This is a genomic window from Kitasatospora sp. NPDC001547 (genome assembly GCF_042894165.1).
Classification (GTDB): domain Bacteria; phylum Actinomycetota; class Actinomycetes; order Streptomycetales; family Streptomycetaceae; genus Kitasatospora.
This window is the reverse complement of record NZ_JBIAVL010000005.1, coordinates 253597-278567: the sequence shown is the minus strand read 5'-3', so window position 1 is coordinate 278567 and position 24971 is coordinate 253597. Positions and strand designations below refer to the sequence as shown.

26 protein-coding genes and 1 tRNA gene are annotated in these 24971 nt (G+C 72.8%); 9 read left to right on the top strand and 18 right to left on the bottom strand.

Annotated features, from left to right (window positions below):
- The first annotated feature begins 53 nt into the window (after nt 1-53).
- On the top strand, nt 54-728 hold the full coding sequence (locus ACFY0X_RS12165) for a Crp/Fnr family transcriptional regulator (RefSeq protein ID WP_030288117.1): 675 nt from the start codon (nt 54-56) through the stop codon (nt 726-728).
- Between the two features lie 68 nt (nt 729-796).
- Here the strand turns inward: ACFY0X_RS12165 and ACFY0X_RS12160 are convergent, their stop codons facing one another.
- The 5 genes from ACFY0X_RS12160 to ACFY0X_RS12140 form a co-directional block, all read right to left on the bottom strand.
- Nucleotides 797-1633 (bottom strand): MBL fold metallo-hydrolase, encoded by an 837-nt coding sequence (locus ACFY0X_RS12160; RefSeq protein ID WP_387752539.1) that lies wholly within the window; start codon nt 1631-1633, stop codon nt 797-799.
- A complete protein-coding gene (locus ACFY0X_RS12155; RefSeq protein WP_387752536.1) occupies nt 1630-1803 on the bottom strand; it encodes a hypothetical protein in 174 nt (57 codons plus the stop codon). The genes ACFY0X_RS12160 and ACFY0X_RS12155 overlap by 4 nt, the downstream gene beginning before the upstream one ends.
- Nucleotides 1804-1912: 109 nt before the next feature.
- Nucleotides 1913-2779, bottom strand: a complete 867-nt coding sequence (locus ACFY0X_RS12150) for an NUDIX hydrolase (protein WP_387752533.1) — start codon at nt 2777-2779, stop codon at nt 1913-1915.
- Between the two features lie 116 nt (nt 2780-2895).
- On the bottom strand, nt 2896-3363 hold the full coding sequence (locus ACFY0X_RS12145; protein WP_387752531.1) for a RidA family protein: 468 nt from the start codon (nt 3361-3363) through the stop codon (nt 2896-2898).
- On the bottom strand, nt 3360-3518 hold the full coding sequence (locus tag ACFY0X_RS12140; protein WP_094743074.1) for a DUF4177 domain-containing protein: 159 nt from the start codon (nt 3516-3518) through the stop codon (nt 3360-3362). Before ACFY0X_RS12140 ends, ACFY0X_RS12145 begins: the two co-directional genes overlap by 4 nt.
- A 212-nt stretch (nt 3519-3730) precedes the next feature.
- Between ACFY0X_RS12140 and ACFY0X_RS12135 the strand changes: the two genes are divergently transcribed.
- Together ACFY0X_RS12135 and ACFY0X_RS12130 are read left to right on the top strand one after the other, a co-directional pair.
- Nucleotides 3731-4804, top strand: coding sequence for an ArsA-related P-loop ATPase (locus tag ACFY0X_RS12135; RefSeq protein ID WP_387752528.1), 1074 nt, complete (start codon nt 3731-3733; stop codon nt 4802-4804).
- The gene (locus tag ACFY0X_RS12130) at nt 4801-6090 is read left to right on the top strand and encodes an ArsA family ATPase (protein ID WP_387752525.1); all 1290 of its coding nucleotides are present in this window, start codon (nt 4801-4803) and stop codon (nt 6088-6090) included. The genes ACFY0X_RS12135 and ACFY0X_RS12130 overlap by 4 nt, the downstream gene beginning before the upstream one ends.
- Nucleotides 6091-6138: 48 nt before the next feature.
- Here ACFY0X_RS12130 and ACFY0X_RS12125 read toward each other — a convergent pair whose 3' ends face one another.
- A complete protein-coding gene (locus tag ACFY0X_RS12125) occupies nt 6139-6462 on the bottom strand; it encodes a WhiB family transcriptional regulator (protein ID WP_030240986.1) in 324 nt (107 codons plus the stop codon).
- A gap of 501 nt (nt 6463-6963) precedes the next feature.
- On the opposite strand from ACFY0X_RS12125, the gene ACFY0X_RS12120 reads away from it, so the two are divergent.
- Nucleotides 6964-9228, top strand: a complete 2265-nt coding sequence (locus tag ACFY0X_RS12120) for a transglycosylase domain-containing protein (RefSeq protein WP_387752522.1) — start codon at nt 6964-6966, stop codon at nt 9226-9228.
- 164 nt (nt 9229-9392) lie between these two features.
- Here ACFY0X_RS12120 and ACFY0X_RS12115 read toward each other — a convergent pair whose 3' ends face one another.
- Nucleotides 9393-9845 (bottom strand): GatB/YqeY domain-containing protein, encoded by a 453-nt coding sequence (locus ACFY0X_RS12115; protein WP_387752519.1) that lies wholly within the window; start codon nt 9843-9845, stop codon nt 9393-9395.
- Nucleotides 9846-10073: 228 nt separating this feature from the next.
- Here ACFY0X_RS12115 and ACFY0X_RS12110 point away from each other — a divergent pair, with 228 nt between their 5' ends.
- From ACFY0X_RS12110 to ACFY0X_RS12090, 5 genes are all read left to right on the top strand, one after another.
- Nucleotides 10074-10307 carry a hypothetical protein gene (locus ACFY0X_RS12110; RefSeq protein WP_387752516.1) on the top strand — a complete coding sequence of 78 codons (234 nt, stop codon included), beginning with the start codon at nt 10074-10076 and terminating at the stop codon, nt 10305-10307.
- 279 nt (nt 10308-10586) lie between these two features.
- Nucleotides 10587-11873, top strand: a complete 1287-nt coding sequence (locus ACFY0X_RS12105) for a helix-turn-helix domain-containing protein (RefSeq protein ID WP_387752513.1) — start codon at nt 10587-10589, stop codon at nt 11871-11873.
- A 146-nt stretch (nt 11874-12019) separates the two neighbouring features.
- The gene (locus tag ACFY0X_RS12100) at nt 12020-12778 is read left to right on the top strand and encodes a CGNR zinc finger domain-containing protein (protein WP_387752511.1); all 759 of its coding nucleotides are present in this window, start codon (nt 12020-12022) and stop codon (nt 12776-12778) included.
- Nucleotides 12778-13722: a metallophosphoesterase gene (locus tag ACFY0X_RS12095; protein WP_387752508.1), complete on the top strand. Its 945-nt coding sequence runs from the start codon at nt 12778-12780 to the stop codon at nt 13720-13722. Before ACFY0X_RS12100 ends, ACFY0X_RS12095 begins: the two co-directional genes overlap by 1 nt.
- 100 nt (nt 13723-13822) lie before the next feature.
- A tRNA-Pro gene (locus ACFY0X_RS12090) sits at nt 13823-13896 on the top strand.
- Between the two features lie 116 nt (nt 13897-14012).
- Here ACFY0X_RS12090 and ACFY0X_RS12085 read toward each other — a convergent pair.
- From ACFY0X_RS12085 to ACFY0X_RS12035, 11 genes are all read right to left on the bottom strand, one after another.
- Nucleotides 14013-15536 carry a LacI family DNA-binding transcriptional regulator gene (locus ACFY0X_RS12085; RefSeq protein WP_387752505.1) on the bottom strand — a complete coding sequence of 508 codons (1524 nt, stop codon included), beginning with the start codon at nt 15534-15536 and terminating at the stop codon, nt 14013-14015.
- Between the two features lie 63 nt (nt 15537-15599).
- Nucleotides 15600-15935 carry a helix-turn-helix domain-containing protein gene (locus tag ACFY0X_RS12080; RefSeq protein ID WP_387752502.1) on the bottom strand — a complete coding sequence of 112 codons (336 nt, stop codon included), beginning with the start codon at nt 15933-15935 and terminating at the stop codon, nt 15600-15602.
- Nucleotides 15936-16107: 172 nt separating this feature from the next.
- Nucleotides 16108-17388, bottom strand: a complete 1281-nt coding sequence (locus tag ACFY0X_RS12075) for a DUF3631 domain-containing protein (protein ID WP_387752499.1) — start codon at nt 17386-17388, stop codon at nt 16108-16110.
- A complete protein-coding gene (locus ACFY0X_RS12070) occupies nt 17385-18323 on the bottom strand; it encodes a bifunctional DNA primase/polymerase (protein WP_387752496.1) in 939 nt (312 codons plus the stop codon). The genes ACFY0X_RS12075 and ACFY0X_RS12070 overlap by 4 nt, the downstream gene beginning before the upstream one ends.
- 64 nt (nt 18324-18387) lie before the next feature.
- Nucleotides 18388-20277, bottom strand: a complete 1890-nt coding sequence (locus tag ACFY0X_RS12065) for a DNA cytosine methyltransferase (RefSeq protein WP_387752494.1) — start codon at nt 20275-20277, stop codon at nt 18388-18390.
- Nucleotides 20274-20864: a hypothetical protein gene (locus ACFY0X_RS12060; protein ID WP_387752492.1), complete on the bottom strand. Its 591-nt coding sequence runs from the start codon at nt 20862-20864 to the stop codon at nt 20274-20276. The genes ACFY0X_RS12065 and ACFY0X_RS12060 overlap by 4 nt, the downstream gene beginning before the upstream one ends.
- A gap of 118 nt (nt 20865-20982) precedes the next feature.
- Nucleotides 20983-21468, bottom strand: coding sequence for a single-stranded DNA-binding protein (locus ACFY0X_RS12055; protein ID WP_387752490.1), 486 nt, complete (start codon nt 21466-21468; stop codon nt 20983-20985).
- Nucleotides 21469-21589: 121 nt separating this feature from the next.
- Nucleotides 21590-21898 (bottom strand): hypothetical protein, encoded by a 309-nt coding sequence (locus tag ACFY0X_RS12050; protein ID WP_387752487.1) that lies wholly within the window; start codon nt 21896-21898, stop codon nt 21590-21592.
- 9 nt (nt 21899-21907) lie between these two features.
- A complete protein-coding gene (locus ACFY0X_RS12045; RefSeq protein WP_387752485.1) occupies nt 21908-22339 on the bottom strand; it encodes a hypothetical protein in 432 nt (143 codons plus the stop codon).
- A 44-nt stretch (nt 22340-22383) separates the two neighbouring features.
- Nucleotides 22384-22572 (bottom strand): hypothetical protein, encoded by a 189-nt coding sequence (locus ACFY0X_RS12040; protein ID WP_387752483.1) that lies wholly within the window; start codon nt 22570-22572, stop codon nt 22384-22386.
- A 219-nt stretch (nt 22573-22791) separates the two neighbouring features.
- Complete coding sequence (locus tag ACFY0X_RS12035) at nt 22792-24915, bottom strand: hypothetical protein (protein ID WP_387752480.1); 2124 nt, start codon at nt 24913-24915, stop codon at nt 22792-22794.
- Nucleotides 24916-24971 lie beyond the last annotated feature (56 nt).

The window sequence follows — 24971 nt, the reverse complement described above, 5'->3', positions numbered from 1 at the left end:
CGGAACTTGCGCCGGACGGCCCACCCGCCGTACGGCCGAGAAGGAGGAAGCACGTGGACGACGTTCTGCGGCGCGCCGCACTCTTCGCGGCACTCGACGACGAACAGGCCGGCGAGCTGCGCGCTTCCATGACCGAGGTCACCCTCGCCCGTGGTGAGTCGCTGTTCCACGAGGGCGACCCGGGCGACCGCCTGTACGTCGTGGCGGAGGGCAAGGTCAAGCTGCACCGCGCCTCCCCGGACGGCCGCGAGAACATGCTCGCCGTGCTCGGCCCCAGCGAGATGATCGGCGAGCTGTCGCTGTTCGACCCGGGCCCGCGCACCGCGACCGCCAGCGCGCTGACCGAGGTCAAGCTGCTCGGCCTCGGCCACGGCGACCTCCAGCCCTGGCTGCACGCCCGCCCCGAGGTCTCCATCGCGCTGCTCCGGGCCATCGCCCGCCGACTGCGCCGCACCAACGACGTGATGTCCGACCTGGTCTTCTCCGACGTGCCCGGCCGCGTCGCCAAGGCCCTGCTGGACCTCTCCCGCCGGTTCGGCGTGCAGTCCGAGGAGGGCATCCACGTCGCCCACGACCTCACCCAGGAGGAGCTGGCCCAGCTGGTCGGCGCCTCCCGCGAGACGGTCAACAAGGCGCTCGCCGACTTCGCCGGCCGCGGCTGGCTGAAGCTGGAGGCCCGCGCCGTGGTCCTGCTGGACGTCGAGCGGCTGTCGCGCCGCTCGCGCTGACGCCCGCGCACGCGGAAGGGCCCGTCCGGATCGGACGGGCCCTTCCGCGTCTCCCCCGGTCTCCCCGGTCAGTCCTCGGCGCCCGGGATCAGCCCGTGCTCCTCCAGGTAGTCCAGCTGGGCCCGCACCGACAGCTCGGCGGCCGGCCAGAGCGCCCGGTCCACGTCGGCGTAGACCCGGGCCACCACGTCGGACGCCGTCTGGCAGCCCGCCTCGACCGCGGTCTCCACCTGGGCGAGCCGGGCGGCCCGGTGGGCCAGGTAGTAGTCGACGGCGCCGAGCGCGTCCGCGAGCACCGGGCCGTGGCCGGGCAGCACGGTCCGCACGCCCTGGTGGGAGGCCATGGTGTGCAGCCGGCGCAGCGAGTCCAGGTAGTCGCCGAGCCGGCCGTCGGGGTGCGCGACCATCGTGGTGCCGCGGCCGAGCACGGTGTCGCCGGTGAGCACCGCGCCGTCGTCCGGCAGGTGGAAGGTCAGCGAGTCCGAGGTGTGCCCCGGGGTGGCCACCACCCGCAGGTCCAGTCCGCCGACGTCGAGGCGCTGGCCGCCGACCAGGCCCTCGGAGCCCAGCCGGTGCGCCGGGTCCAGGGCCCGTACCTCGGTGCCGGTCAGCTCGGCGAAGCGGGCCGCGCCCTCGGAGTGGTCGGCGTGGCCGTGGGTGAGCAGGGTCAGCGCGATCCGCTTGCCCCGCTCCTGCGCGAGATCGATCACCCGGCGCAGGTGGCCCTCGTGCAGCGGGCCCGGGTCGATCACCACCGCGAGGTCCGAGCCCGGCTCGGAGAGCAGCCAGGTGTTGGTGCCGTCCAGCGTCATCGGCGACGGGTTCGGTGCCAGCACGCACAGCGCCCGAGGGGTGGCCTCGCCGCCGACGGCGGCGGCGGGGTCGCCCGGCAGGAGTCCGCTCACCGGCCGCCTCCCACGTCTCGGTGCAGGGCCCGCAGCGGCAGCGCCCGGACGAGGGCGCGCTGCGCCACCTCGACGAACGGGACCTGGCTCTCGCAGGCGGGGTCACGGGGGATCACGCGGCGGGCGGGCATCCGGGGCGCCGTCCGGCGAGCCACGTCGTTGTGGGTCATCGGGCGTCGGTCCTTTCTCTGCGGCGGTACGGGAAGGTCGTCTCGTGCGGGTGGGGCGGGTGGTGCGGATCGTGTGGCTCGTACGGGTGGTCCCGAAAGGGAGCAACGGTCAGGGCCCCTCGGGGAACTCCCCGTCGATCGTCAGCTCCTCGTAGCCGGGCCAGCGGACCGTCAGCCGGTCCCCGCGGACCTCGGCCCGGCCCAGGACCGGTGTCAGCCTACGGTCGGCGGCCGCGGCCAGGGCCTCGGCGGCGGTCCGGGCCGAGGACAGCTCGCGAAGCACCGTCACGGTCGGCGGCAGCATGCCGAACCGGCCCTCCCGGTGGCCCCGCACCGCCTCGGCCGGGGTCAGCCAGGCGACCCGGTCGGCCTCGCCGACCTCCAGGGCGGCGCGCTGGCCGGCCGGCAGCACGGCGACGAAGAACCAGGTGTCGTAGCGCCGTTCCTCGAACTCCGGGGTGATCCAGCGGGCCCAGCCGCCCAGCAGGTCGCTGCGCAGCACCAGGCCGTGGTCCCGGAGGAACTCGGCGAAGGACAGCTCGTGCGCCTCCAGCGCGGCCCGCTCGGCGGACCAGTCGCGCGGCGCGACGACGCTCTCGGCGTCCGGGCCGGCCAGCAGCACGCCGGCCTCCTCGAAGGTCTCGCGGACGGCCGCGCAGACCACCGCCCGCGCCGTCCGCGCGTCCACCCCGAGCCGCCGCGCCCACTCCTCGGGCGCCGGCCCGGCCCAGCCCGGCTCGACCTCGGCGTCCCGCGGGTCCACCCCGCCGCCGGGGTAGGCGTACATCCCGGCCGCGAAGGCCATCGAGGTGCGTCTGCGCAGCAGGTAGGCCTCCGGCCCGTCGGCGGCGTCGCGCAGCAGCACGACGGTGGCGGCGGGCCTGGGCACCGGCGGGGTCACCGCGCCGGATTCGACCGCCCGGATCCGGGCGGGCCAACCGGGCGGCATCGGGAGCGTCGTCGCTCGATGGTCCATGCCCGGATGCTAGGGCGTGGCCGACGATTCCCGCCAGGCTCACGGATCGATCGGACACCCTCCGGCAACACCGGGGCGGGACCGGAGGACCTCCGGCCCCGCCGCCGCGGTCATGCTCAGGCGGACTTGACCTTCACCAGGATCTCGACCTCGACCGGGGCGTCCAGCGGCAGCACCGCGACGCCGACGGCGCTGCGGGCGTGCTTGCCCGCGTCGCCCAGCACCGCGCCGAGCAGCTCGCTGGCACCGTTCACGACGGCCGGGACACCGATGAAGTCGGGGGCGGCGGCGACGAAGCCGACGACCTTGACGACCTGCTCGACCTGGTCGAGGTCGCCGATCGCCGACTTCACGGCGGCCAGGGCGTTCAGCGCGCAGATCTGCGCGAGCTCCTTGGCCTCCTCCGGGGAGACCTCGGCGCCGACCTTGCCGGTGGTCGGCAGCTTGCCGCCCACCACCGGGAGCTGGCCGGAGGTGAACACGAGGTCGCCGGTCCGCAGGGCCGGGACGTAGGCGGCGACCGGGGCGGCCACCGGCGGCAGGGTCAGACCCAGCTCGGCGAGCTTCTCCTCGACCTTGCTCATGCGTTCTTCTCCCGCTTGAAGTAGGCCACCAGCTGCTCCGGGTTGGGGCCGGGCACGACCTGGACGAGCTCCCAGCCGTCCTCGCCGAAGTTGTCCAGGATCTGCTTGGTGGCGTGCACCAGCAGGGGCGCCGTCATGTATTCCCACTTGGTCATGGCCAGACTCTAGACGAGCCGTCGCGACGATCGGCGCCGCCGACCCCGGGGTGTGTGAGGTGGGGCACAAACAGGGCATGATCGGGCCTGACGGCCCAGGTGCTCCGGGCATCCGGTGCGCTCCCTGGTTACCCTCGCGAGAGGGCACCCTGAGGAGGGGCACCCTCGTCAGGAGGGGACGCCCGTAGGACGGAGACGGACGGAGACGGAGCGTGGCACGCACCCCCGGCCAGACGGCCCGGCGCGACCCCGACTGGGAGGGCGTCCGGCTGCACGTGGTCAGCGGCAAGGGCGGCACCGGGAAGACCACGCTGGCCGCCGCGCTGGCCCTGGCGCTCGCCGCCGACGGCGGACGGGTGCTGCTGATCGAGGTCGAGGGCCGGCAGGGCGTCGCCGAGCTGTTCGGGATCGCCGCGCTCCCGTACGAGGAGCGCCGGATCGCCTCGGTCTCGCGCGCCCAGCTGGCGCTGCCCGCCGGGCCGGGCGGGCCCGGCGAGGTCTTCGCGCTGGCGATCGACACCGAGCTGGCGCTGCTGGAGTACCTGGAGATGTTCTACAAGCTCGGCCGGGCCGGGAAGGCGCTCCAGAAGGTCGGCTTCGTCGACTTCGCCACCACCATCGCCCCCGGCGTGCGGGACGTCCTGCTCACCGGCAAGGCCTGCGAGGCGACCAGGCGCAAGGACCCGGACGGCCGGCGGCGCTACGACGCGGTGGTGATGGACGCCCCGCCGACCGGGCGGCTGACCCGCTTCCTGAACGTCAACGCCGAGGTCGCCGGGCTGGCCCGGATCGGCCCGATACACACCCAGGCGCAGGCCGTGATGCGGGTGCTGAAGTCGCCGGAGACCGCGGTGCACCTGGTCACCCTGCTGGAGGAGATGCCGGTGCAGGAGACGGTCGACGGCATCGAGGAGCTGCGCGAGGCGAAGCTCCCGGTGGGCGGGGTGATGGTCAACATGGTCCGGCCGCCGCTGCTGGACGCGGCGGCGGTGGCCGCGGTGGACGGGGACCACCGGGAGGAGGTCGCCCGGGCGCTCGGGGAGGCCGGGCTCGGCGGCCGAACCCGGGCCGCGGAGAAGGTCCGGGCGGCGGTGGAGCCGCTGCTCGACCCGCTGCTGGAGCAGGCCAGGGAGCACGCCGAGCGGGTCGAGCTGGAGCGCGCGCAGCGCGCCGACATCCAGCAGCTGCGGCTCCCGACGTACGAACTGCCGCTGCTGGGCGAGGGCGTGGACCTCGGCGGGCTGTACCGGCTGGCGGGCGAACTGAAGCGGCAGGGGGCGGCATGACCACCGACGGCAAGACCTCCAAGGGCCCGGCCGGCCCCGGCGCGACCTCCGGCGGCACGACCGGCCAGGGCCCGACCTCCGGCCGCACGACCGGCCACGGCGCGGTCGGAAACGGCGCGGTCGGAAACGGGGTCCGGAGCACCGGGCGGCGGCTCGCGGTGGACGGGCTGATCGACGACCCGAAGACCAGGATCATCGTCTGCTGCGGCTCCGGCGGCGTCGGCAAGACCACCACCGCCGCGGCCCTCGGCCTGCGGGCGGCCGAACGCGGCCGCAAGGTCGTGGTGCTGACCATCGACCCGGCCCGCCGGCTCGCCCAGTCGATGGGCCTGACCGAGCTCGACAACACCCCCCGGGTGGTCAAGGGGGTCACCGGCACCGGCGAACTCCAGGCCATGATGCTGGACATGAAGCGGACCTTCGACGAGGTCGTGCTGGCCCACGCCGAGCCCGAACGGGCCCGGGCGATCATGGAGAACCCCTTCTACCAGTCCCTGTCGGCCGGCTTCGCGGGCACGCAGGAGTACATGGCGATGGAGAAGCTCGGGCAGCTGCGGGCCGCCGAGGAGTGGGACCTGATCGTCGTCGACACCCCGCCGTCCCGCTCGGCGCTGGACTTCCTGGACGCGCCCAACCGGCTCGGATCCTTCCTGGACGGCCGGGTGATCCGGATCCTCACCGCCCCGGCCAAGGTCGGCGGACGCAGCGCGATGCGCTTCCTGAACGTCGGGATGGGCCTGCTCACCGGCACCCTGGGCAAGATCTTCGGCGCCCAGCTGCTCACCGACGTGCAGACCTTCGTCAGCGCGATGGACTCGATGTTCGGCGGCTTCCGGGAGCGCGCGGACCGCACGTACCAGCTGCTCAAGGCGCCGGGCACGGCGTTCCTGGTGGTGGCCGCGCCGGAGCGGGACGCGCTGCGGGAGGCGGCGTACTTCGTCGACCGGCTGGCCGCGGACCGGATGCCGCTGGCCGGGCTGGTGCTCAACCGGGTGCACGGTACGGGCGCGCCGCAGCTCACCGCGGAGCGGGCGCTGGCGGCCGCCGAGGCCCTGGAGGAGAACGGTTCGGAGCACGCCTCGCCCGAGGCGGAACAGCTCGCGGCCGGGCTGCTCCGGCTGCACGCCGAGCGGATGCAGATCATGGGGCGCGAACGCCGTACCCGCGACCGCTTCGTCTCGGTGTACCCGGACGTGCCGATCGTGGAGGTGCCGGCGCTGCCGGGCGACGTGCACGACCTGGACGGACTGCGGGCCATCGGGGACCGGCTCAACGGCGCGGCGTAGCCCGCACCCTGGGGCCGACCGGCCCGGACCGCCGCGGTGCGGCCGGGCTCAGCCCGCCTGGGCGTAGTCCGTCAGTATCACGCCGGTCGCGAGGGACTCCTCGTACTCGGTGCGCGCCGTCTCCAGCAGCCGCCGCCACGAGATGACCGTCGGGCGGCGGCGCAGCAGCGCCCGGCGCTCGCGCTCCGTCATCCCGCCCCAGACCCCGAACTCCACCCGGTTGTCCAGGGCGTCCGCGAGGCACTCCGTCCGGACGGGGCAGCCGCTGCACACCGCCTTCGCCCGGTTCTGTGCCGCCCCCTGGACGAACAGTTCGTCCGGATCACTCGTGCGGCAGGCGGCCTGCGCACTCCAGTCGTCTACCCAGCCCATGCCGGCGCCGTCCTCTCCCATATCGAGGCTCCCCCACGGCGGCAACGGCATATTCACCGTTGCCAGTTGAGGACGTTACGGAAGAACGACAGCTTGCAACAGCCCCTTCGGGCTCAATCTCGAATGACCCGATTGGACTATGGGTATCGATCAGCTCACTCGTTGGAGTGATCGCAGGTGGCACACCTTGCCAAAAGCGGAACCGGCACTCTCGCCACAGGTGTCGTCACGTAGCGTAACCAGTCACACGGGTACAGCAGGCCACAGCTGCCTCAAAACCCGGTCATCGGCGGACAATCCGGGCAAGTCTCCTCGCCCACAAGAGTGAATGATGTTGACGCACCGAAGCTGTCGCAAGCTTGTGACAAGCCTAGGCGAACACCTGCCGCCGTGTGCGGGAATCCGCGACGTAGGGTTCTCCTCATGGCACCGAAGCGCCCACAGGCATCCCAGGCCCCAGGCAACACCGGAGCTCCGCGCGGCAGGACCGGCGGATCACCGTTGGAGCACGCCGGCAACGGCGTGAAGTTCCTGGGTGTCAGCGTGCTGTCCGGAGTCCTGCTGGCTGGGCTCGCCCTGCCCGCCGTCGGCGCCATCGGGCTGACGGCCAAGGACACGGCGGAGAGCTTCGACAACATCTCCGACGACTTCAAGACGCCGCCGCTCACCCAGGCGACCCAGATCTTCGACGCCAAGGGCGGGCTGATCGCCAAGGTCTACGAGCGCGACCGCACCGTCCTGACCGCCGATCAGATGTCGCCGTTCATGCGGCACGCCCAGGTGGACATCGAGGACGCGCGCTTCTACGAGCACGGCGCCGTCGACCTCAAGGGCATCCTCCGCGCGGTCAGCAAGAACGCGGAGAGCGGCACCGCCTCCCAGGGCGCCTCGACGCTGACCCAGCAGTACGTGAAGAACGTCAACGTGGAGAAGGCCGGCGACGACCAGGCGGCCGTCCTGGAGGCCCAGCGCAAGACCCTGGGCCGCAAGATCCAGGAGCTCAAGGTCGCCATCAAGCTGGAGGAGGACCTGTCCAAGGACCAGATCCTCACCAACTACCTCAACATCACCTTCTACGGCCACCAGGCGTACGGGGTGGAGGCCGCCTCCCAGCGCTACTTCAGCAAGAGCAACAAGGACCTGACCATCGCCGAGGCCGCCACCCTGGCCGGCATGGTGCAGAACCCGTCGTCCTACGACCCGGTGCGCTACCCCGAGAACACGGTCAAGCGCCGCAACGTCGTGATCGACAAGATGCTGGAGAACAAGCACATCACCGCCGACCAGGCGAAGGAGGCGAAGGCCGCCCCGCTGGGCCTGAAGTACAAGGACCCGCAGAACGGCTGCATCACCGCCCAGGCCGGCATGGGCTTCTTCTGCGACTACGTGCGCCACGTGGTCAAGCAGGACCCGGCCTTCGGCAAGAGCTCCGACGAGCGCAAGAAGCTCTGGAACACCGGCGGCCTGAACATCTACACCACGCTGGACCCGGACAAGCAGGCCGCCGCGCAGAACGCCGTCACCACCAAGGTCAACGTGACCGACCAGGTGTCGGCGGCCGCGACCATGATGGAGCCGGGCACCGGCAAGATCCTCGCGATGGCCCAGACCCGCCCGTACGGCCTGGACCCGAACAAGAACCAGACCGTCGTCAACCTCAACGTGGACGCCGCGATGGGCGGCGGCAACGGCTTCCAGACCGGTTCGACCTTCAAGCCGATCCTGGCCGCGGCGGCGCTGGAGTCGGGGATGTCGAACACCCAGGCGTTCCCGTCCGAGAACAAGATCGAGTACCCCCAGATGTCCACCTGCTCGGGCACCTGGAAGAACACCGAGAAGCCCAAGGCCACGGTGAAGAACGAGCAGGACAGCGAGGTCGGGCCGTACCAGCTGAAGGAGGCGATGGCCCGCTCGATCAACACCTACTTCGTGCAGATGGAGCAGCAGGTCGGCCTCTGCGCGATGAAGCAGATGGCGAACAAGCTGGGCATCACCCAGTCCGCCAAGGGCGACGCCTTCCAGGAGGTGCCCTCGATGGTCCTCGGCACCCTGGAGCTCTCCCCGCTGACCATGGCGAACGTCTACGCGACCTTCGCCGCCCGCGGCAAGTACTGCACCCCGCTCGCGATCAACAAGATCACCACGGTGGACGGCAAGGACGTCCAGGTCCCGCAGGCCCAGTGCAGCCAGGCCTTCTCCGACAGCACCGCGGACTCGCTCAACGCCGTCCTGCTGAACGTGACGGAGAAGGGCACCGCCGCCGCCCTGACCATGGACGACGGCCGCAAGATCGCCGGCAAGACCGGTACCACCGACGAGAAGAAGGCCGCCTGGTTCAGCGGCTACACCCCGTCGCTGGCCACCGCGGTCTGGCTCGGCGGCCCGGCCGGCGGCGTCAAGATGAAGAACATCAACATCGGCGGCAAGCACTTCGACGACGTGTTCGGCGCGACCGGCCCCGGCCCGATCTGGGCGCTGGCGATGAACCAGGCGCTCAAGGGCACGCCGCTGGAGCCGATCCAGACCGCGAACATCCCGGACCCGCTGCCGGCCACTCCCCCCGCGGGCGCCACCCCGCCGGCCGCCGACCCGAACACCCCGCCGCCCGGTGGCAACCCCCCGCCGCCGCAGCCCGGCGGCAACCCCGGCCAGGTCGGCGGTCTGCCCGGCGGGCTGCCCGGCGGCTTCCCCGGCGGGTTCACCTTCCCGCCCCTCCCCGGCAACGGGAACGGCGGCCGGCACGGCGGCGGCAACGGGAACGGCTGACGCGGCTCCCGGGCCGGGTCAGGTGCACCGGCCAGGAACATCCGAAGGGGCGCCCTCCAGTGCGGAGGGCGCCCCTTCGGCGTGTCACCGGGGCTCGCGGAGCCGGCACCGGGCGGCCGGGCGCCGCCCAGCGGCACTCCGGTACCCCGGCACCCCGGCCCCGGTCAGGCCAGGGCGGCCTTCACGGCGGCGGCGACCCGGCTGCCCTCGGCCAGGCCGTCGACCTTGGGCTTCACCAGCTTCATGACGGCGCCCATCGCCTGCGGGCCGCTCGCGCCGCTCTCGGCCACGGCGTCCGCCACGATCGCGGCCAGCTCCTCGTCGGAGAGCTGCTTGGGCAGGTAGGTCGCCAGCACCTCGCCCTCCGCCAGCTCCCGGGCCGCCTGCTCCGTCCGACCGGCGGTGCCGAAGGCCTCGGCGGCCTCCCGGCGCTTCTTCGCCTCGCGGCCGATCACCTTCAGCACGTCGGCGTCGGACAGCTCGCGCTTCTGCTTGCCCGCCACCTCCTCGCTGGTGACGGCGGCCAGCGTGAGCCGGATGGTGGACGAGCGCAGCTCGTCCCGGTCCCTGATGGCAGCCGTGAGGTCTTCCTGCAGTTGCTCCTTGAGCGTTGTCATTTCCTCTTCTTATCCTTCGGCTGTGGGTGGGCTCAACCAGGTTTCCCGCGGGCGTCCACCGGGGTTTCCGCAGTTGAACGAGTATCCCCCGACAATCCCGACGCGCCGTCACCAGCCGCCCGCCGACGGTGCGCCGGGCCGCGGCGATCCGGACCGGGAACGGGCGGTGGTCGAGTCCGTGAACAATCGACGATCCAGGCCGGGAACGAGCGAAGGGATCCGGCCAAGGTGGCCGACAACGCTCGCACAATCTCGGCCGAAATGCCGAAAATTGCCTGCCCCGGAGCGAAGTTGCCGGTCCTGAAGGGGCAAATCGAACGTTGTGACCGCTTCGCCGAAAATAATCGGCGTAGTACACTCGTTCGCGCGTCGCTTGAGCAGTCCGATGGCGGCGATCACCTCACCGCCGAATCGCCTCGAATCATCGCCGGACCGCCCTCGAAGACCGCCATGAACAACTGAGACAAACCGTCACCACGTCCCTGATTCATTATTCCACGGCATTGACACACTGCCGCCCAGGCCCCCTGCAGCCCTGACACCCTGCGGCCCGGGCACTGTGTGCCCCATGCCGGCACGAGCACTCGGGGCCGCGCTCCACCCGGCTGCCCGACCGCCCGGCCCAGCAGTGATCGTTTTCCGAGTGATTGCACGCCGCAGCACGGCGCGTTGAGTTCTGACTTTTATTCTGCTCACGACAGCAGGAAGCGCGGGGGAATGGACAACAATCAGCTTCGCTCGATGTTGGTAACCCAACGGAAGATGGTCGGCTGGAGCCAGGAGCAATTAGCCGAGCACTCCACGGTCAGCGTCCGCACCATTCGCAATCTGGAAACCGGGGCCATCAAGAATCCGCGGCGCAGTTCCGTGGAACTGCTGGTGGGCGCGCTGTTCTCCGCGGCGACCGGCCGGGACGACGCCCTGCTCTCCCAGACCGTCCGGTCGGGCGCCCCGGCCGGACCGCTGCCCGCCCGGCCGGGGCCCGGAGCGCCGGCCCACGTCTCCGAACTCCCGGACAACGCGCGGTGGCAGGGGCTCCGCCCCAAGACGGACATCACCGTCGGGCGCCAGGCCGACCTGCTGCACGTCGTGACCGCCCTGCGTCCGGGCCGTCCGCTGGTGCTCACCGGGCCGGCCGGGGTCGGCAAGACCCGCCTGGCGCTGGACTCGGCCGCCCACCTGCTGGACCGCTTCCGGGACGGCGTCGTGGTCCTGGAGCTCGGCTCGGTCACCCCCGAGGGCGTCGACCCGGCAGCCGCCGCGGCCCAGACCCAGCGCGCGCTCGACGCGCTCTTCCAGGGCTTCGACCGCGACCCGCGGACCAACCCCGAGCTGCAGATGCTGCTGGTCGTCGACAACGCCGAACACGTCATCGACACGGTGGCCCGGCTGGTCAGGGCGCTGCTGGCCCGGCACCCGGCGCTCCACATCGTGATCACCTCGCTGCGGGCACCCGCCGGGGTGCCCGCCGACCTGTGGGAGGTCTCGCCGCTGTCGGTCGACCACCCGGACGGCCCGTACGGCTGCCCGCCCGCCGCCGAGCTGTTCTGCCGCCGGGTGCACTCGGTCGTCCCGACGCTGGACCTCGGCGACCAGATGCCCCAGGTGGTCGAGCTCTGCCGGCGGCTCGGCGGTCTGGCGCTCGCGATCGAGAACGCCGCCGTCCGGATGCGCTCGGTGCCCCTGCACGTCCTGATGGAGGAGTACCGGGTGCTGCCGATCCTCGGCCAGGAGGAGGTCGGCGGGCTCTCCCACCACCGCTCGCTGCACCGCAGCCTCGCCTGGGCGTACGGGCTGCTCGACGAGCGGCAGCGCCGGGCGCTCAGACGGCTCTCCCGGTTCCCCGAGGAATTCTCCATCGAGGACGTCCGGCGGGAGCCGGTCGACGGCGGCCGGGAGAGCTCCCGCAACCTCGACGTCCTGGCCGAGCTGGTCGACCTCTCCGTCGTCCAGGTGAAGCGCGGCCACCACTACGCGTACCGGGTCCCCCGGATGATGCGCGAGTACGTCAACGCCATTCCGGCGTGAGGCCGGCCCGCCACCCCGCCGGGCCCGGAGTCCCAGCTCCTGGCCCGGCGGGAGTGGCGGGGTGCTGTGCGCCGGCGTCGGCGTCGGGGCCGATGGGCCCCCCGCTCCCGTAACCCCTCTTCCCGGTTACGCCTATCCTGGGCCGTATGACCGACGGAGCCGACCCAGCCACCCGGAACGCAGCCGACACCGCCGACCGGAGCACCCCGCCCGGGCTGGTCCTCACCACGGCCACGGGCGGGAGCTTCCACTTCGATCCCGGCGCCCTCTGCCTGGAACTGCTCACCACCGGCGGCCCCGGCCCCTACGCCCGGTACGAGGTGCTGCACCGGCCCGCCGACCTCGCCGCCTGGCTCCCGCTGTCCCGGCTGCGGCTGCCCGCCGACGCCGTCCGGGTCTCCCCCGCCGAACTCGCCGCCACCCGCACCCTGCGCGACGCGCTGTGGCGCCTCGCCGCCGCCCGCGCCCACGGCACGCCGGGCGAACCCGGGGACTACGCCGTCCTCAACCGGACCGCCGAGCACCCGCCGATGGTCCCCAGGATCGCCCCGGACGGCGCCGCGACCGCCCCGCTGCCCGCCGACGGCGCGCAGCTGGCCTCCACCCTCGCCCGGGACGCCATCGCCCTGCTCACCGGCCCGTACGCGGACCGGGTCCGGGAGTGCGGTGCCCACGACTGCCAGCTGATCTTCGTCGACACCTCGCGGCCCGGCCGGCGGCGCTGGTGCTCGATGGAGCGCTGCGGCAACCGCCACAAGGTCCGCGCCCTGCGCGCCCGCCGCGAGTCCGAGGAGCCCTCCCCGGCCACCGCCCTCCAGGCCGTCCTCCCCACTGTCCTTCCCGCCGCTCTCCCCGCCGACTCCGGGCGTGCGCCGGCTGATCCACCGTCTGAGAGCATGGGCTGATGCGACCGCTGTACTCCGTTCCCCTCGGCATCGCCGCCGCCGGCGCCGCCTGTCTCGCCTACTCCGTCGGGTACGAGGTCCGGGCCTTCCGCCTCCGCCGGATCGAGGTCCCCGTCCTCCCGCGCGGCGCCCGCCCGATCCGGGTCCTCCAGGTGTCCGACATCCACATGGTGAGCGGGCAGGGCAAGAAGCAGCGCTGGCTGAAGAGCCTGGCCGGCCTGCGCCCCGACCTGGTGGTCAACACCGGCGACAACCTCTCCGACCCGCTCGGCGTCCCGGCCACCCTCGACGCGCTCGAGCCGCTCATGGAGTTCCCGGGCGTCTACGTCTTCGGCTCCAACGACTACTACGGCCCGGCCCGCAAGAACCCGGCGCGCTACCTCCAGGCCATGCGCAGCGGCGCCCACGGCATGAACAACCCCGACGGCACCGCCCGCCGCGGCATCACCGGCGCCGTCCACAACCCCTGGGAGAAGCTCCGCGACGGCTTCGACGGGGCCGGCTGGCTCGACCTCACCAACACCCGCGGCCGGCTCACCGTGAACGGGCTCGACCTGGAGTTCACCGGCCTCGACGACCCGCACATCCGCCGCGACCGCTACAGCGAGGTCACCGGCGGCCCCTCCGCCGACGCCGACCTCTCCCTCGCCGTGGTCCACGCGCCCTACCTGCGCGTCCTCGACGCCTTCACCGCCGACCGCTACCCGCTGATCCTGGCCGGCCACACCCACGGCGGCCAGCTCTGCATCCCCTTCTACGGCGCCCTGGTCACCAACTGCGACATCGACACCCGCCGGGTCAAGGGCCTCTCCACCCACACCGCCGGCGGCCACCGCTCCTACCTCCACGTCTCGGCCGGCTGCGGCACCAACCGCTACACCCCCGTCCGCTTCGCCTGCCCGCCCGAGGCCACCCTCCTCACCCTCACCCCGGCCCCCCGCTGACCCCCACCGGACGCCCGCTCGAAACCGGATTTCGTGTCTCGGCGAGCGTCCGGTAGAGTTCTACTCGTCGCGAAGGAGACGGAGCGACAAACAGAAAGACCGGGGTGTGGCGCAGCTTGGTAGCGCGCTTCGTTCGGGACGAAGAGGCCGTGGGTTCAAATCCCGCCACCCCGACCCAGTAAGACCAGCTCAGGGCCGGTCTCCCGCAAGGGAGATCGGCCCTGACTGGTTCTCCCAGGGCTCTCGGGAGAATTCTGGGAGAAAATCGTCGGGAAACCCTCTCCCCGGGCCTACTGCTGAAGCTCTTTCAGCAGGGTGTCGAGTACCGCCACGGGCGAGCCGGGCGCCATCCGCCGACGCGCTTCGAGTGACGCGAGCCACACCCTGGTCAGCCCCTCCATGAGGTCCCGGCGCATCTCCGGCGTGACGTGGGAGTAGCGGGCCTGGACGGAGCCGTCCTCGTGCCCCATCCGCTCGTCCTTGAGCTTCGCCGGCGTCCGCAGCTCGTCCATCATCGTCTTGTGGAAGTGCCGCAGCCCGTGCGGCGTGAGGCCGCGCGCGATCGGCAGCCAGCACGCCTCGGACCGGCTGGCGGCGCCCCGACCGCGAGCTGGGATACCGGGCCACGGCTCGGCGAGCAGCGGCACCGGCCTGGCCTCCTCCGGCGCCTTCTTCGGGTACCAGCCGGTGGACGCCGGGTGGAACAGCCACGTCGCGAACCCGTTCCGACGCCAGTGCGCGGCGTTCTCGCCCGACGACCAGAACCGAACAAAGCCGAGATCGGCGATTGCCTTCTCCACCCGGAACCGGGTGTCGAGGGCTACCGAGTGCGGGCGGTTCAGGACGTTGGAGACGGTGCCGGTGGAGACGCCAGCCGCTCGGGCCACGTCCACCAGCTTCGCGCCAGGACGGCGGGCCGCCCCGTTGGCAGCGCCGTGTCCGCTGAAGAGGTACCGCAGACCGTGGCACTCGCACGGCTTCGTACCCGCGCGGACCACCTGCCCGGCGAGCAGGCCGGAGAGGAAGGGAGGGGCGTCGATCGTCCGGTAGGAGTCGTCCTTGGGCGGGCAGCGGTGGAACTCCCCGGAGTCCAGCTCATACAACTGCCACTCCACCCGGACGGCGGCGGGACGGACGAATTCCGGCTCCAGGCCGACGATTTCACCCCACCGCATGCCGGTGTAGCCCTTGAGTACGACCGCGACGAACTCGTCGTCGCGGCCCGAGAGCAGCGCCGCCCGCTCGGCGATCAGCAGGACGCCGAGCGCGGTCGTCACCACCTTCTCGGGGCCCCGGTTGCGTGAGCGGCCGGCTCGCTTGCCACGGCCGCGACGGCGGGTCGCCGGGTTGGAGTCCCGCAGTCCCTCGTCGACGGCGTCCGCGAGGATCAGGTGCAGGGTGCCGCGCCACGTCTTGATACTGCTGGCTGCGTAACCGCGCTCGCGTTCCTTGCGCTCCCAGGCGTCGACGTCGCTCGTGCTGATCTCGTCGATCAGGGCGTCCTCGAACTCCGGGAGCAGGTGCTCCTCGATGTGACGGCGGTAGTTCTGCATCGTGGAGGCGGCAAGGTCCTGGCCCTCGTACCAGCCACTCGCGTACTCGCCGAACGTCATTCGCTCAGGCTCCGGAGCGGCCGGCGGCCGAGCCGCCGCTTTGACGACCTCGTCCTCGGCAATCCCAGCAGCCTTCTCGGCAGCGCGCTTGGTCGTGAAGCGGACCGTCTTCCCGTTGGCGTCCTTCACGGTCCCGTAGATGCCGGGCGCGATTTTGTACCGGGCGCGCCAGTAGTCGCCACGGTTCTCGCCGTATCCCAATGTGCTCTCTCTACGACAGGGCCCCGCCCGGTGGCGGCACCGGGCGGGGCGTGTGGGCTGTGATCAGGCAGCGTCCTGCTGGTGGAGCGCCGCCCTGCGCGGCACCCGCGCCCGGAGCCGGGCACCCGCTCGGGTCGGCTGCGGGTCGCGGGCCGACTTCTTCAGGACCGCGACGGCGACCCTGGTCTGCGGCGCGGCCATGGCGGCCGGCCGCACCTCGTACATGTGAACAATCTCGGCGACCTGCTCGGCCGTGAAGCGGTAGGCGCGTCCCGGCTTGGTGAAGGGGATGCGCCCACGACGGGCCTGCTCCTTCACCCACCACTCGGACATGCCGATGGCCTTGGCGATGTCGGCCGGGCGGTAGAGCGGCGGCAGCGCTCCCTGGTCCTTGGGCATGCGAAGTCCTCCGGATAGACCTTGACGGGGCTGGGCCCCTTCCTTCTCTGGGATCCGCTACTGCCGCTACTGCCGCTACCTCCCTGGTCAGGGGCATGTTTTTGGTAGCGGTTTTGGTAGCGGTAGCGGATTGGTGCCGCTCCCGCCGGGGTGGGCGGGAGCGGCGGGTGGCCTACGGCGCGGTGGCGGCTGGGGTGGCGGGTAGCGGATCGGTATCCGCTACCTCGGGCGTATCCGCTACCGGAAACAGGGCCCTGACCTGCGCGGTAGCGGCGGTAGCGGCGGTAGCGGCTTCCTGGGGACGAGGCGGGCGAGGCGGGCAGTACCGCAGCCAGGCGTCGGCGAGGTCGCTGGCGTAGTAGCCCTTGGCGCTGCTCTTGGGGCCGGTCTTGATGTTGCGGGGCTTGATGGGGTCGTTGTCGGCGGTGACGTAGTCGCCGAGCATGCGGGCGAGGGTGCGGGCGGTGATGGGCTTGCCGTCGAGGTCGGCCCACGGCGCGTCGTCCAACTCGGCGAGCCTGCTAAGGAGTTCGGCGCTCAGGATGCGCTCGGCGTCGCCGAAGATGTCCCGCAGGTCGGTGAGGAGACGGATGCCGACGCTGCCCTTGTCGTTGGCCTTGGACGCGTTGACGAGTTGGACGCAGGCGGTGCGGGCGCGCTCGGGCCAGTTGCCGCCGGCGGCGTCGGCGACGGCGAGCAGGGGCTCCCACACGTCGGCGGGCCGGTCGCTGATGCCCTCGGGCAGCTCCGGCCAGGCGTCCTGGAGCTGGTCGCGGACGCTGCTGGCCCACTCGGCGAGGCGGTCGCGCAGGGCGTGGCCCTCGGCCTTGTGGATGCGCTCGCGGTACGGCTCCACCTTCTCGTTGGGGGCCCTGCGGCGCATCCGGATGACGATCGAGCGGCTCATGATGGTGTCGGGCAGGTCGCCGAGACCGCCCATGGCGAGCGCGGCGTAGACGGGGAAGGGCTGCACGGTCTGGCTGCCGCCGTCGCCGACGCAGCGCAGGACGACGCCGGAGCGGCGGTGCCCGGAGTTGATGAGGCCGCGCAGGTCCTCGTTCCCGGCGGCCTTGGGGCCGAAGACGGTGTCGATCTCGTCGAACAGCACGGTCGGGCGGGCGTCGGCGTCGGAGACGGTGCGGAACAGCGCGGCCGGGCTGACGTCGGTGGTGAGCACCGGGCGCGGGGCGATCGTCTCCATGATCTCCAGGGCCCTGGTCTTGCCGGATCCGGGCTCCGGGGAGAGGAAGGCGATGCGCGGGGTGGACTCGAAGCAGTCGAGCAGGTGGGTGTGCGCGTCCCACAGCACGACGGCGGTGTACGCGGCCTCACTGGGGAACACGTTGAAGCGCCGGTGGAACGCCTCGACCTCGTCGAGCAGGGCGGCGCCGTCCTCGGGGCCCGGCCGGTCCGGGGTCTTGGCGCTCTTAAGGGGGGAGCTGGGGTGCGTCATGCGGCGTCTCCGGCCGGGTTGTGGGCGATGGACCAGGTGAGGGCGTTGGTGATGGTCGCGTCGGCCTCACGCACCGTCAGGCCGGCCTGCTCCGCCGCCCCCTTAAGAGCATTCTCGACCTCGGCGCGGCTGAGCTTGCCGCTGGCGACGAAGCGGCCCAGCGCACGGGCGGCCCTGGTAAGGGCCCAGTTGCGGGTGCCCTCCGGGGCGCCGGCGACGTTGGCCGTCTCGTTGCGCAGGGCGGCCTCCACGTACGCGGGCCGGGTGCCGGTGGTGCGGCGGCCGGGCCGGAAGACCGAGGCGGCGGGCCTGGGCGGCGGGGTGAGGAGGCGGGCGATCCAGTCGGGCAGCGGCGCCGGGTCGGTGTCGAGGACGACGTCGTAGCGGCGGTCGGCGACGTTGCTGCCGGCGGCGACGACGTAGCCGCCACCGGCCCGGGTGTCGATCAGCCAGCCCAGCCCGGACCCGTACCGGCCGGCGGTGTTGCGCAGGGCAAGCCCGGCAGGGGCGGCGAAGTAGAGGTGCCTGCCACCCGAGGGGGTGGTGACGGTGTAGGTGTCGTCCGGGAACGGCCGACCGTTGCGCTCGCACAGCGCGGCCAGCACGTCGTACCCGTCCGTCACCCGCTGCTCGGCCCACTCCGGGGGCACGGCGGCGCCGGGCTTGGGGGTGTCGAGGTCGATCACGACCAGGTTGGACGGGCCGGTGGCCAAGCCGACCCCGTACGGCCCGTGCGACCACGTCCGGCGCACCGTCTCGGGGTCGAGGGTGGCGCGCTGCTCCCAGCCCTGGTGGCCGGTGACGCAGGGGCCGGTGCGGGGGCAGTTGGCGGAGGAGTGCAGGGCGGGGCGCTTGCTGCGCGGCAGCAGGGGGAAGACGTGCCAGCCGCGGTCGACGGCGGCGAGGGCGGCGGTCAGCAGGGGGTTGCCGGTCACGGCGAATCCCTTCGGCGGTAGGGCCCGGGGCCGCGGGCGGCGGACCCGGGCCGAGCGGTGAGGGTTAGAAGAGGGCATCCGGCTCGATGGCCGGGACGGCGTTCTGCCGGGCCTTGGTGGCGGCGCGGCGGGTGGCGTCGTGGCAGGCCGGGCACCACGCGGAGAGCTGACGCTTGGACAGAGCGGCGGCGTGGTGCGGGGGCAGCAGCAGGTCGGCGGGCTCGGCCGGGGCGGCGAGCAGGCGGACGGGGCCGGTGCCGTGGCGGAGGTAGGCGCCGTGGACGGCGGGGCAGCGGCCGCCGTCCTTGTCGTGGGTCTTGCCGCAGGTGCCCCGGCACTGGCAGCGGCCCGCCGCCGCGGCGATGACGGCCTGCCACAGGCCCGTGTTGTGGCCGAGGGGCGGGGTGCGGCCGGGTTCGGGCAGGTCGTGGCCGGTGACGGCCTCGACGAGGGCGGAGACGAGGATCTCGGCGACGGGCGGGGTGACGGCGTTGCCGTACTGGCGGACCTTCTCCCGCTTGTTGCCGAGCACGGTGTACTGGCGGGGGAATGCCATCGCGGCGCCGATCTCGCCGGGCTCCAGCATGCGGAACAGCACCTCCTCCACCGGCACCTGGCGGCCGCGCACGAGCGCGTAGCGGTCGCGGGTGGTGAGCGCGCCCACGGGCTCGGCCACGGGCCGGGCGGTGGTGTTGCCGTAGTAGGGCAGCAGCAGCGACGACCAGTCGGGCTCCTGCTCGCCGTGCCGGGCGGGCGGGGTGGCGAGGCCGTGGTGGTTGCCGGAGGCGGTGACGGTGGCGAGCGCGTCCAGGACGGGTCGGGCGTCGGAGGAGCCGCCGCGCAGCTCGGTGATGAACGGCAGCCAGGCCACGCCGGTCTCGTTGCGGGCGGTCTGGGTGCGCAGGGGTTCGTTCGCGGTGGCGGCGCTCTTGCCGTCGCGGCCCTCGGCGGGCACGAGCAGCGGGGGGACGGCGAGGGCGTCGTTCTCGCGGGTGGTGCGGGCCGGGGCGGGGTCGGTGACGGGGCTGGCGTCCTGGCGCCAGGTGCCGCCGGCCGGGGCGAGCAGCGGCAGCGCGTAGCGGGCGAGGCCGGCGCGGATGCGCTCCAGGGTCTTGGGGGACAGGGCCTTGGTGCGCTCGCCGATCGGGGTGCCGGGCAGGGTCCAGTCGATGGCGGTGGCGGCCGGGAGGGCCGGGGGCTCCAGGACGCTGTTGCGGCAGGTGACGTTCGGGCAGCGGTAGACGTACTGCTGGCGGTATCGGCCCATGTCGGTGCCGGGGCGCTTGAACGCCTGGACCGCGCGGACGGTGCGCTCGCACGTGGGGCACCAGGCCTCGGGGCGGAGCCACTTGTCCCAGTCGGGGTCACGTCGCAGGCCGGTGCGCCAGTAGGCGAGGTAGAGGCGGTCGCGGGACTGCGGGGCGGCGGCGACCACGTTCGGGCGGGCGTGCATGGAGTTCAGGGCGATCAGTCGGGTGCGGTAGCCCAGGGCGCGGATGCTGTCGACCCACGCGGTCCACAGGTCCCAGGCGCGGACGTCGACGACGTTCTCGACGACGCCGGCCAGGACGGGCTTGCCGCGCGCGGCCATGGCCTCCAGGTAGCGGGGGACGTCCCACATCAGGGCGCGGGAACGGTCGGCGGCGGCGTCGGTGAGGGTGTCGCCGAACAGGTCGGGCTGCTTGTCGAAGTCGCGGCGCTTGCCGCGGGCGTTGGACCACTGCGGGCACTCGGGCGAGGCCCAGAACAGGTCGGCGGCCGGGAAGCGGGCGACGTCGGTGTCGTGGAGGTCACCGAGGAAGTGGTCGGCGGCGGGGAAGTTCGCGGCGTGGGAGGCGATGGCCTTGTCCCAGTGGTTCGCGGCCAGGACGGGGACCACACCGGGAACGGCGGCGGCGCCGGTGCTGGAACCGCCGGCACCGCAGAAGAAATCGATGTAGGTCAGCGCGCTCACCGGCCACCTCCGAGGAGGTCGGTGACGAGGTGGGCGTGGGCGTTGGCCCAGATGACCAGTTCCTTGACCACGGTCATGGCCTCGTCCGTCATCCGCAGGCAGTGCTGGCCGTCGGTGGGTTCGAGCAGCACGTGGCCCGGCACGGGCAGGAACAGGGTGGCGGTGGTCAGGAGCAGGGCCTTGTCGATGTCGGGCTCGAAGACGCGCCGGAACGGGCCTCGGTCGGTGCTCCACTGGTCGGGCTGCCAGTCGCCCAGGCGCCGGTCGGGCCGGTGGGCGAGGGCGGCGTGCAGCAGGGGCACCTCGACGCGCAGGGCCACGCCCTGGTCGTCGTCGGCGGCGGGGACGGCGGTGATGGCGTGCAGGTCGGGGCGGATGCGCACGTAGCCGGGGGACATGATGGGGCCGGTGGCGATCTGCCAGGCGGCGCACGCGAACTCGGCCGCGCTGAGCGGCTGTCCGTCCTCGTGCAGCAGGCGCACGTTGCGGGCGAGGTAGGTCGCGTAGCGCGACCAGCCGCCGGAGGCGCGCTCGCGGTCGTACTCGTCGTCGACAACGGCGAGCGTGCCGTGGGTGAACTGGGGCATGCTGGAGTCCTCTGGTCTCTGAGAGGGGATCGGACGGGCCCCGCAGCAGCCGTTTTCTCTGCCAAGATTCGGCGGCTGCTGCGGGGTCCTTTGTGCTGCTCGGGTGTGCGCGGTCCGGCTAGAACGGCGGCTCGGTCGAGTCGCCGGCCGGGGTGCCGCTCCACTCGCCGCCGGGCGCGGTGGGGGCGGCGGTGGACCACTGGTCGGCCGGACGCGCGGCCGGGGCGCCGCCGGGGCGCTGGGCCTTGGTGACCTTGGCGGTGGCGAAGCGCAGGCTGGGGCCGACCTCGTCGACGTCGAGGCCGAGCATGGAGCGGTTCTCGCCCTGCTCCGTCTGCCAGTTGTGCTGCACCAGGCGGCCGGTGACGACCACACGCATGCCCTTGGTCAGGGACTCGGCGGTGTGCTCGGCCATCTCGCGCCAGGCGGTGGCGCGCAGGAACAGAGCGGTGCCGTCGCGCCACTGGCCGGTGGCCTTGTCGTAGGTGCGCGGGGTGGAGGCGACGGTGAAGCGGGCCATGGCCACGCCCTGCGGGGTGAAGCGGAGTTCGGGGTCGTCGGTGAGGTTGCCGACGACGGTGATCGGGGTCTCTCCCACGGACACGGGTGCCTCCCAGGGCATCGGTGGTGTCGGGAGCGGGTCTGCCCGTCCCCCGCGCCGTCCGGGCCCCGGCCGCTGGCTGCGGCGGTGGTCCGGGCGGCACGGCGGTCGGCACAGACGTCGATCAGAGGTCGTCGGCGTTCCGGGTCTCGCAGGTGCCGTCGCAGTCGTAGTAGCCGCAGCCGCCGCACTCGGGGCAGTGCTCGTAGTCGATGGGGACGTAGTCCTGGGCGTCGTCGTCCCAGGCCTCGTCCTCGCAGCCGCCGCCGGCGCCACCGCAGCCCTCGCACAGCTCGGTGTGGCCGGGGCGGGAGTTGGCCTGCTCCTCGGCGCGGCGCTGTTCGTCGGCGGCATCGAGGGCGAGCTCGGCGGCCTTCTCCTCTTCGCGGGTCGGGTACTCGATGCAGTCGTACAGGTCGAAGTCGTGGTTCATGGGCGTCCTTCAGCCGTTGCGGTTGGTGATGTTGACGTGCACGTTGACGGCGCCCTGCCCGCCCCCGCCCCCGCCGCCGGTGCTGCGGGTCTTGGCGAGGCAGTAGGCGCCGGCGCCGATGGCGGCGAGTCCGCCGAGGCTGCTGCCCGCGGCGGCGATGGCGTTGAGGGCGTAGCCGATGCCGAGTCCGGCGGCGCCGAGGCCGATGCCGCCGGCGGCGAGGCGGGCGGGCCACGGGTCGCGGCCGGGCGCCGTCGGGGCGGGGGCCGGGATGACGACGGTGGGCTGCTGCGGGACGGCGGGGTGGGTGTAGACGGGGGCGGGCTGCGGCGGCGCCTGGTAGAGGGCGGGCGGTGCGGTGAGCGGGGCGGTGGCGTACAGGGGCTGGCCCTCGGCGGTGTAGAGCACCGGGGCGGGCTGCGGGTACGAGACGTGGTCCACGGTGCGTCTCCCGTCGGGGTTGGTGCGGGGGGCGGGGGCGGGGGTCAGTGGCCGGAGACGATCCGGGTGATGGTGGTGAGGATGTTGTTCACCGGGTCGGCCATGCCGGTGGAGGCGACGGTGAAACCCGAGAGCCAGAGCACGAGGGCGGTGGGCAGGGAGACGCGCCGGCCCCTGATGAGGACGGCGGAGAGGATCGCGAAGACGATGGTGATGCTGAGCGAGACGATCACGGCGGGCCTCTTCCAGTGGGCGTGAATCGGGTGCGGCAAGGCCCGCCCGGACGGGTTCCGGGCGGGCCTTGGTGCTGTCGCCTGGTGCTGTCGTGTGAGCTGTCGCGCGACTGTCGTGACGACTGTCGCCCTGCAGGTCAGAGGGGGGTTTCAGGGCTCTGGCAGCCCGGCCCCCTCCCTTTCGCGGCGGGGCGACAGCTCGGGCGACAGCAGGCCGGTTCAGTCTCCGGACGGGGGGTTCTGGGCATGCCGCCGGTGGACGTAGCGGGTCTTGTTTCCCTCGCCGACGCGGACGGCTTCGCCGCTCTCGGCCCACTCCTTGAGCCAGCCGTTGATGGTCTGGCGGGTGGTGCCGAACTCGGGCTTGAGGATCTTCTCCATGGCGCTGGCGCCGGTGCCCTCGGAGCCTGCCTTGATCAGGAGCGCGAGGGCGGCGTCCTTCGCGCCGGCGGTCTCGGGCGTGGTGTCCTCGCGGCCGGTGGACCACGTGGACGGGTCGGCCCAGTCAGTGCCGGGCGGGGTGGTGCCGGGCTCGGGCGCGGGGGGCAGGAGCCAGATCGATTCCAGGTCGTCCGGGTCGGCAGGGGTGTCCCATCCGGCGGTCGCCTTCCAGTCCCGGGGCGGGTTCTTGCCGCGGCGCATGGTGCCCATCAGGCCGTCCGGTGCCGGTCCCGCCGAAGTGCTCGGCGGGGCTGCGGCGGTGACGGGTTCGGTGCTGGCCCACAGGTGGCCGCAGCGGTCCATGGTCCAGCGGTTGGTGTAGTCGGCGCCGGCGGCTTCGAGGGAGGGGGCGTCGAGGTTGGGGCGGCGGCGGGCGGTGGCGGCGCTGATCTCCTCGATCATGTCGGGGGTGATGCGCGGCTGGCGGGCCTTGGCGGGCTGCTTGCCCTCGGTGCCGACCAGCACCGACCCCGGCCCGGAGAAGGAGTCCTCGGCCCGCAGCGCGCGCCAGCCGAACAGGTGGCCCAGCTCGGAGTCCTCCAGGGCGCCGGTGGCCAGGCGGTTGGAGGCCATCTTGCGTACGAGCGGGTCGGGCATGACGTCCTGGGTGACACGCAGAACGGACAGCACGGACCGGATCGCCATGGCTCGGGCGATGCGCACGACTTCGGAGATCCCGGCGATGACGGCGCGGGCCTCACGAGAGGCGGCGGCTTCGGCGCCCTCGTCGGTGATGATGACGATCTCGGGGATCTTCGGGGAGACGGGGAGCTTGTCGTCGTTGGCGTCGCGCATGGCGTCCTGGTAGGCGACCTTGCGGGCCTTGGCGATGCGGACGGCGGCGGCGAGCATGCACTTCGCCTCGTCGACGGTGGAGGCGACCCAGTCCACGCCGGGCACGGGGATGTCGGCATTCGCCCAGCGGGAGCCTTCGCGGCCGATCTGGGCGTCGCGCCAGGCGTTGAGCCAGGGCAGGCCGATGGAGCCGCCGTTGAGGTCGATCACCCACACCAGCACGTCATTGGTCTGGTTCAGGCGGGCGATCAGGCCGTGCAACAGGTTGGTCTTGCCGGTGCCGGTCGGGCCGGTCACGATCGTGGACGCCTGCCGCAGGTCCATCTCCGCCCGCGTGCCGTCGGACAGCAGCGCGACCGGGAGCGGGTTGTTGACGGTGGTGGTCTCCTCGATCTCCTCGACGGGGAACAGGAGCGTGTCGGTCAGCACGCGGGTGGTGACCTGGATGAGGACACGGCGCCGGGAGATGCCGGGCATGACCTGCAGGCCGCAGCCGTCGGGCAGGTCGAGGTCGGAACCGAGCGCTTCGGCGCGGTCGGCGATGGAGCGGCGGGTGGTCCCGCCCTCGGGCAGCTCCAGCTCCAGGGTGTAGCCGGCGCCGGAGGGCCAGTGCTCGATACCGAGGACGGTCACCTCCACCGAGCAGACCCGGCGGATGCGGTCGGTCCAGTCGGCGGCGAGCTGGCGGCGGGCGCCGATCAGCAGCAGATGGGCGCGCTTGGCCTGCTCGACCTCCTCGTGCGCGGCGAACGCGGCGCCGAGCGTGCCGGCGGCGATCCCGGCGACGGCCAGCGACCCCAGCTCCGGCCACTGCCACGGGCCGCCGTGGGCCAGCGCCCAGGACGACCAGCCGCCCGCGGCCATCCAGCACGTGCCCCGGAACGCGAGCGTCGCCCCGGTCAGGCGCTTGCGCAGGCCGGCGCCGATGGTGCCGAGCGCCCCGGCGGCGCCGGCGGCGAGCGCCCATCCGGCGGGCAGGCCGGTGGCGTGGCCGAGCGCGGTCGTCGACAGGGCGCCGGCGGTGGCGTTCAGGGTGCCGGTCAGCAGGCCGTGCCCGGCGCTCCAGTCCAGGCGCGGCCCGTTCTGGTTCTTGGTGTTCTTGGTCATGGTGGCGGTCTCCAGCCGGGAAAAGGGACCGGGCCGCCCACAGGATGTGGACGGCC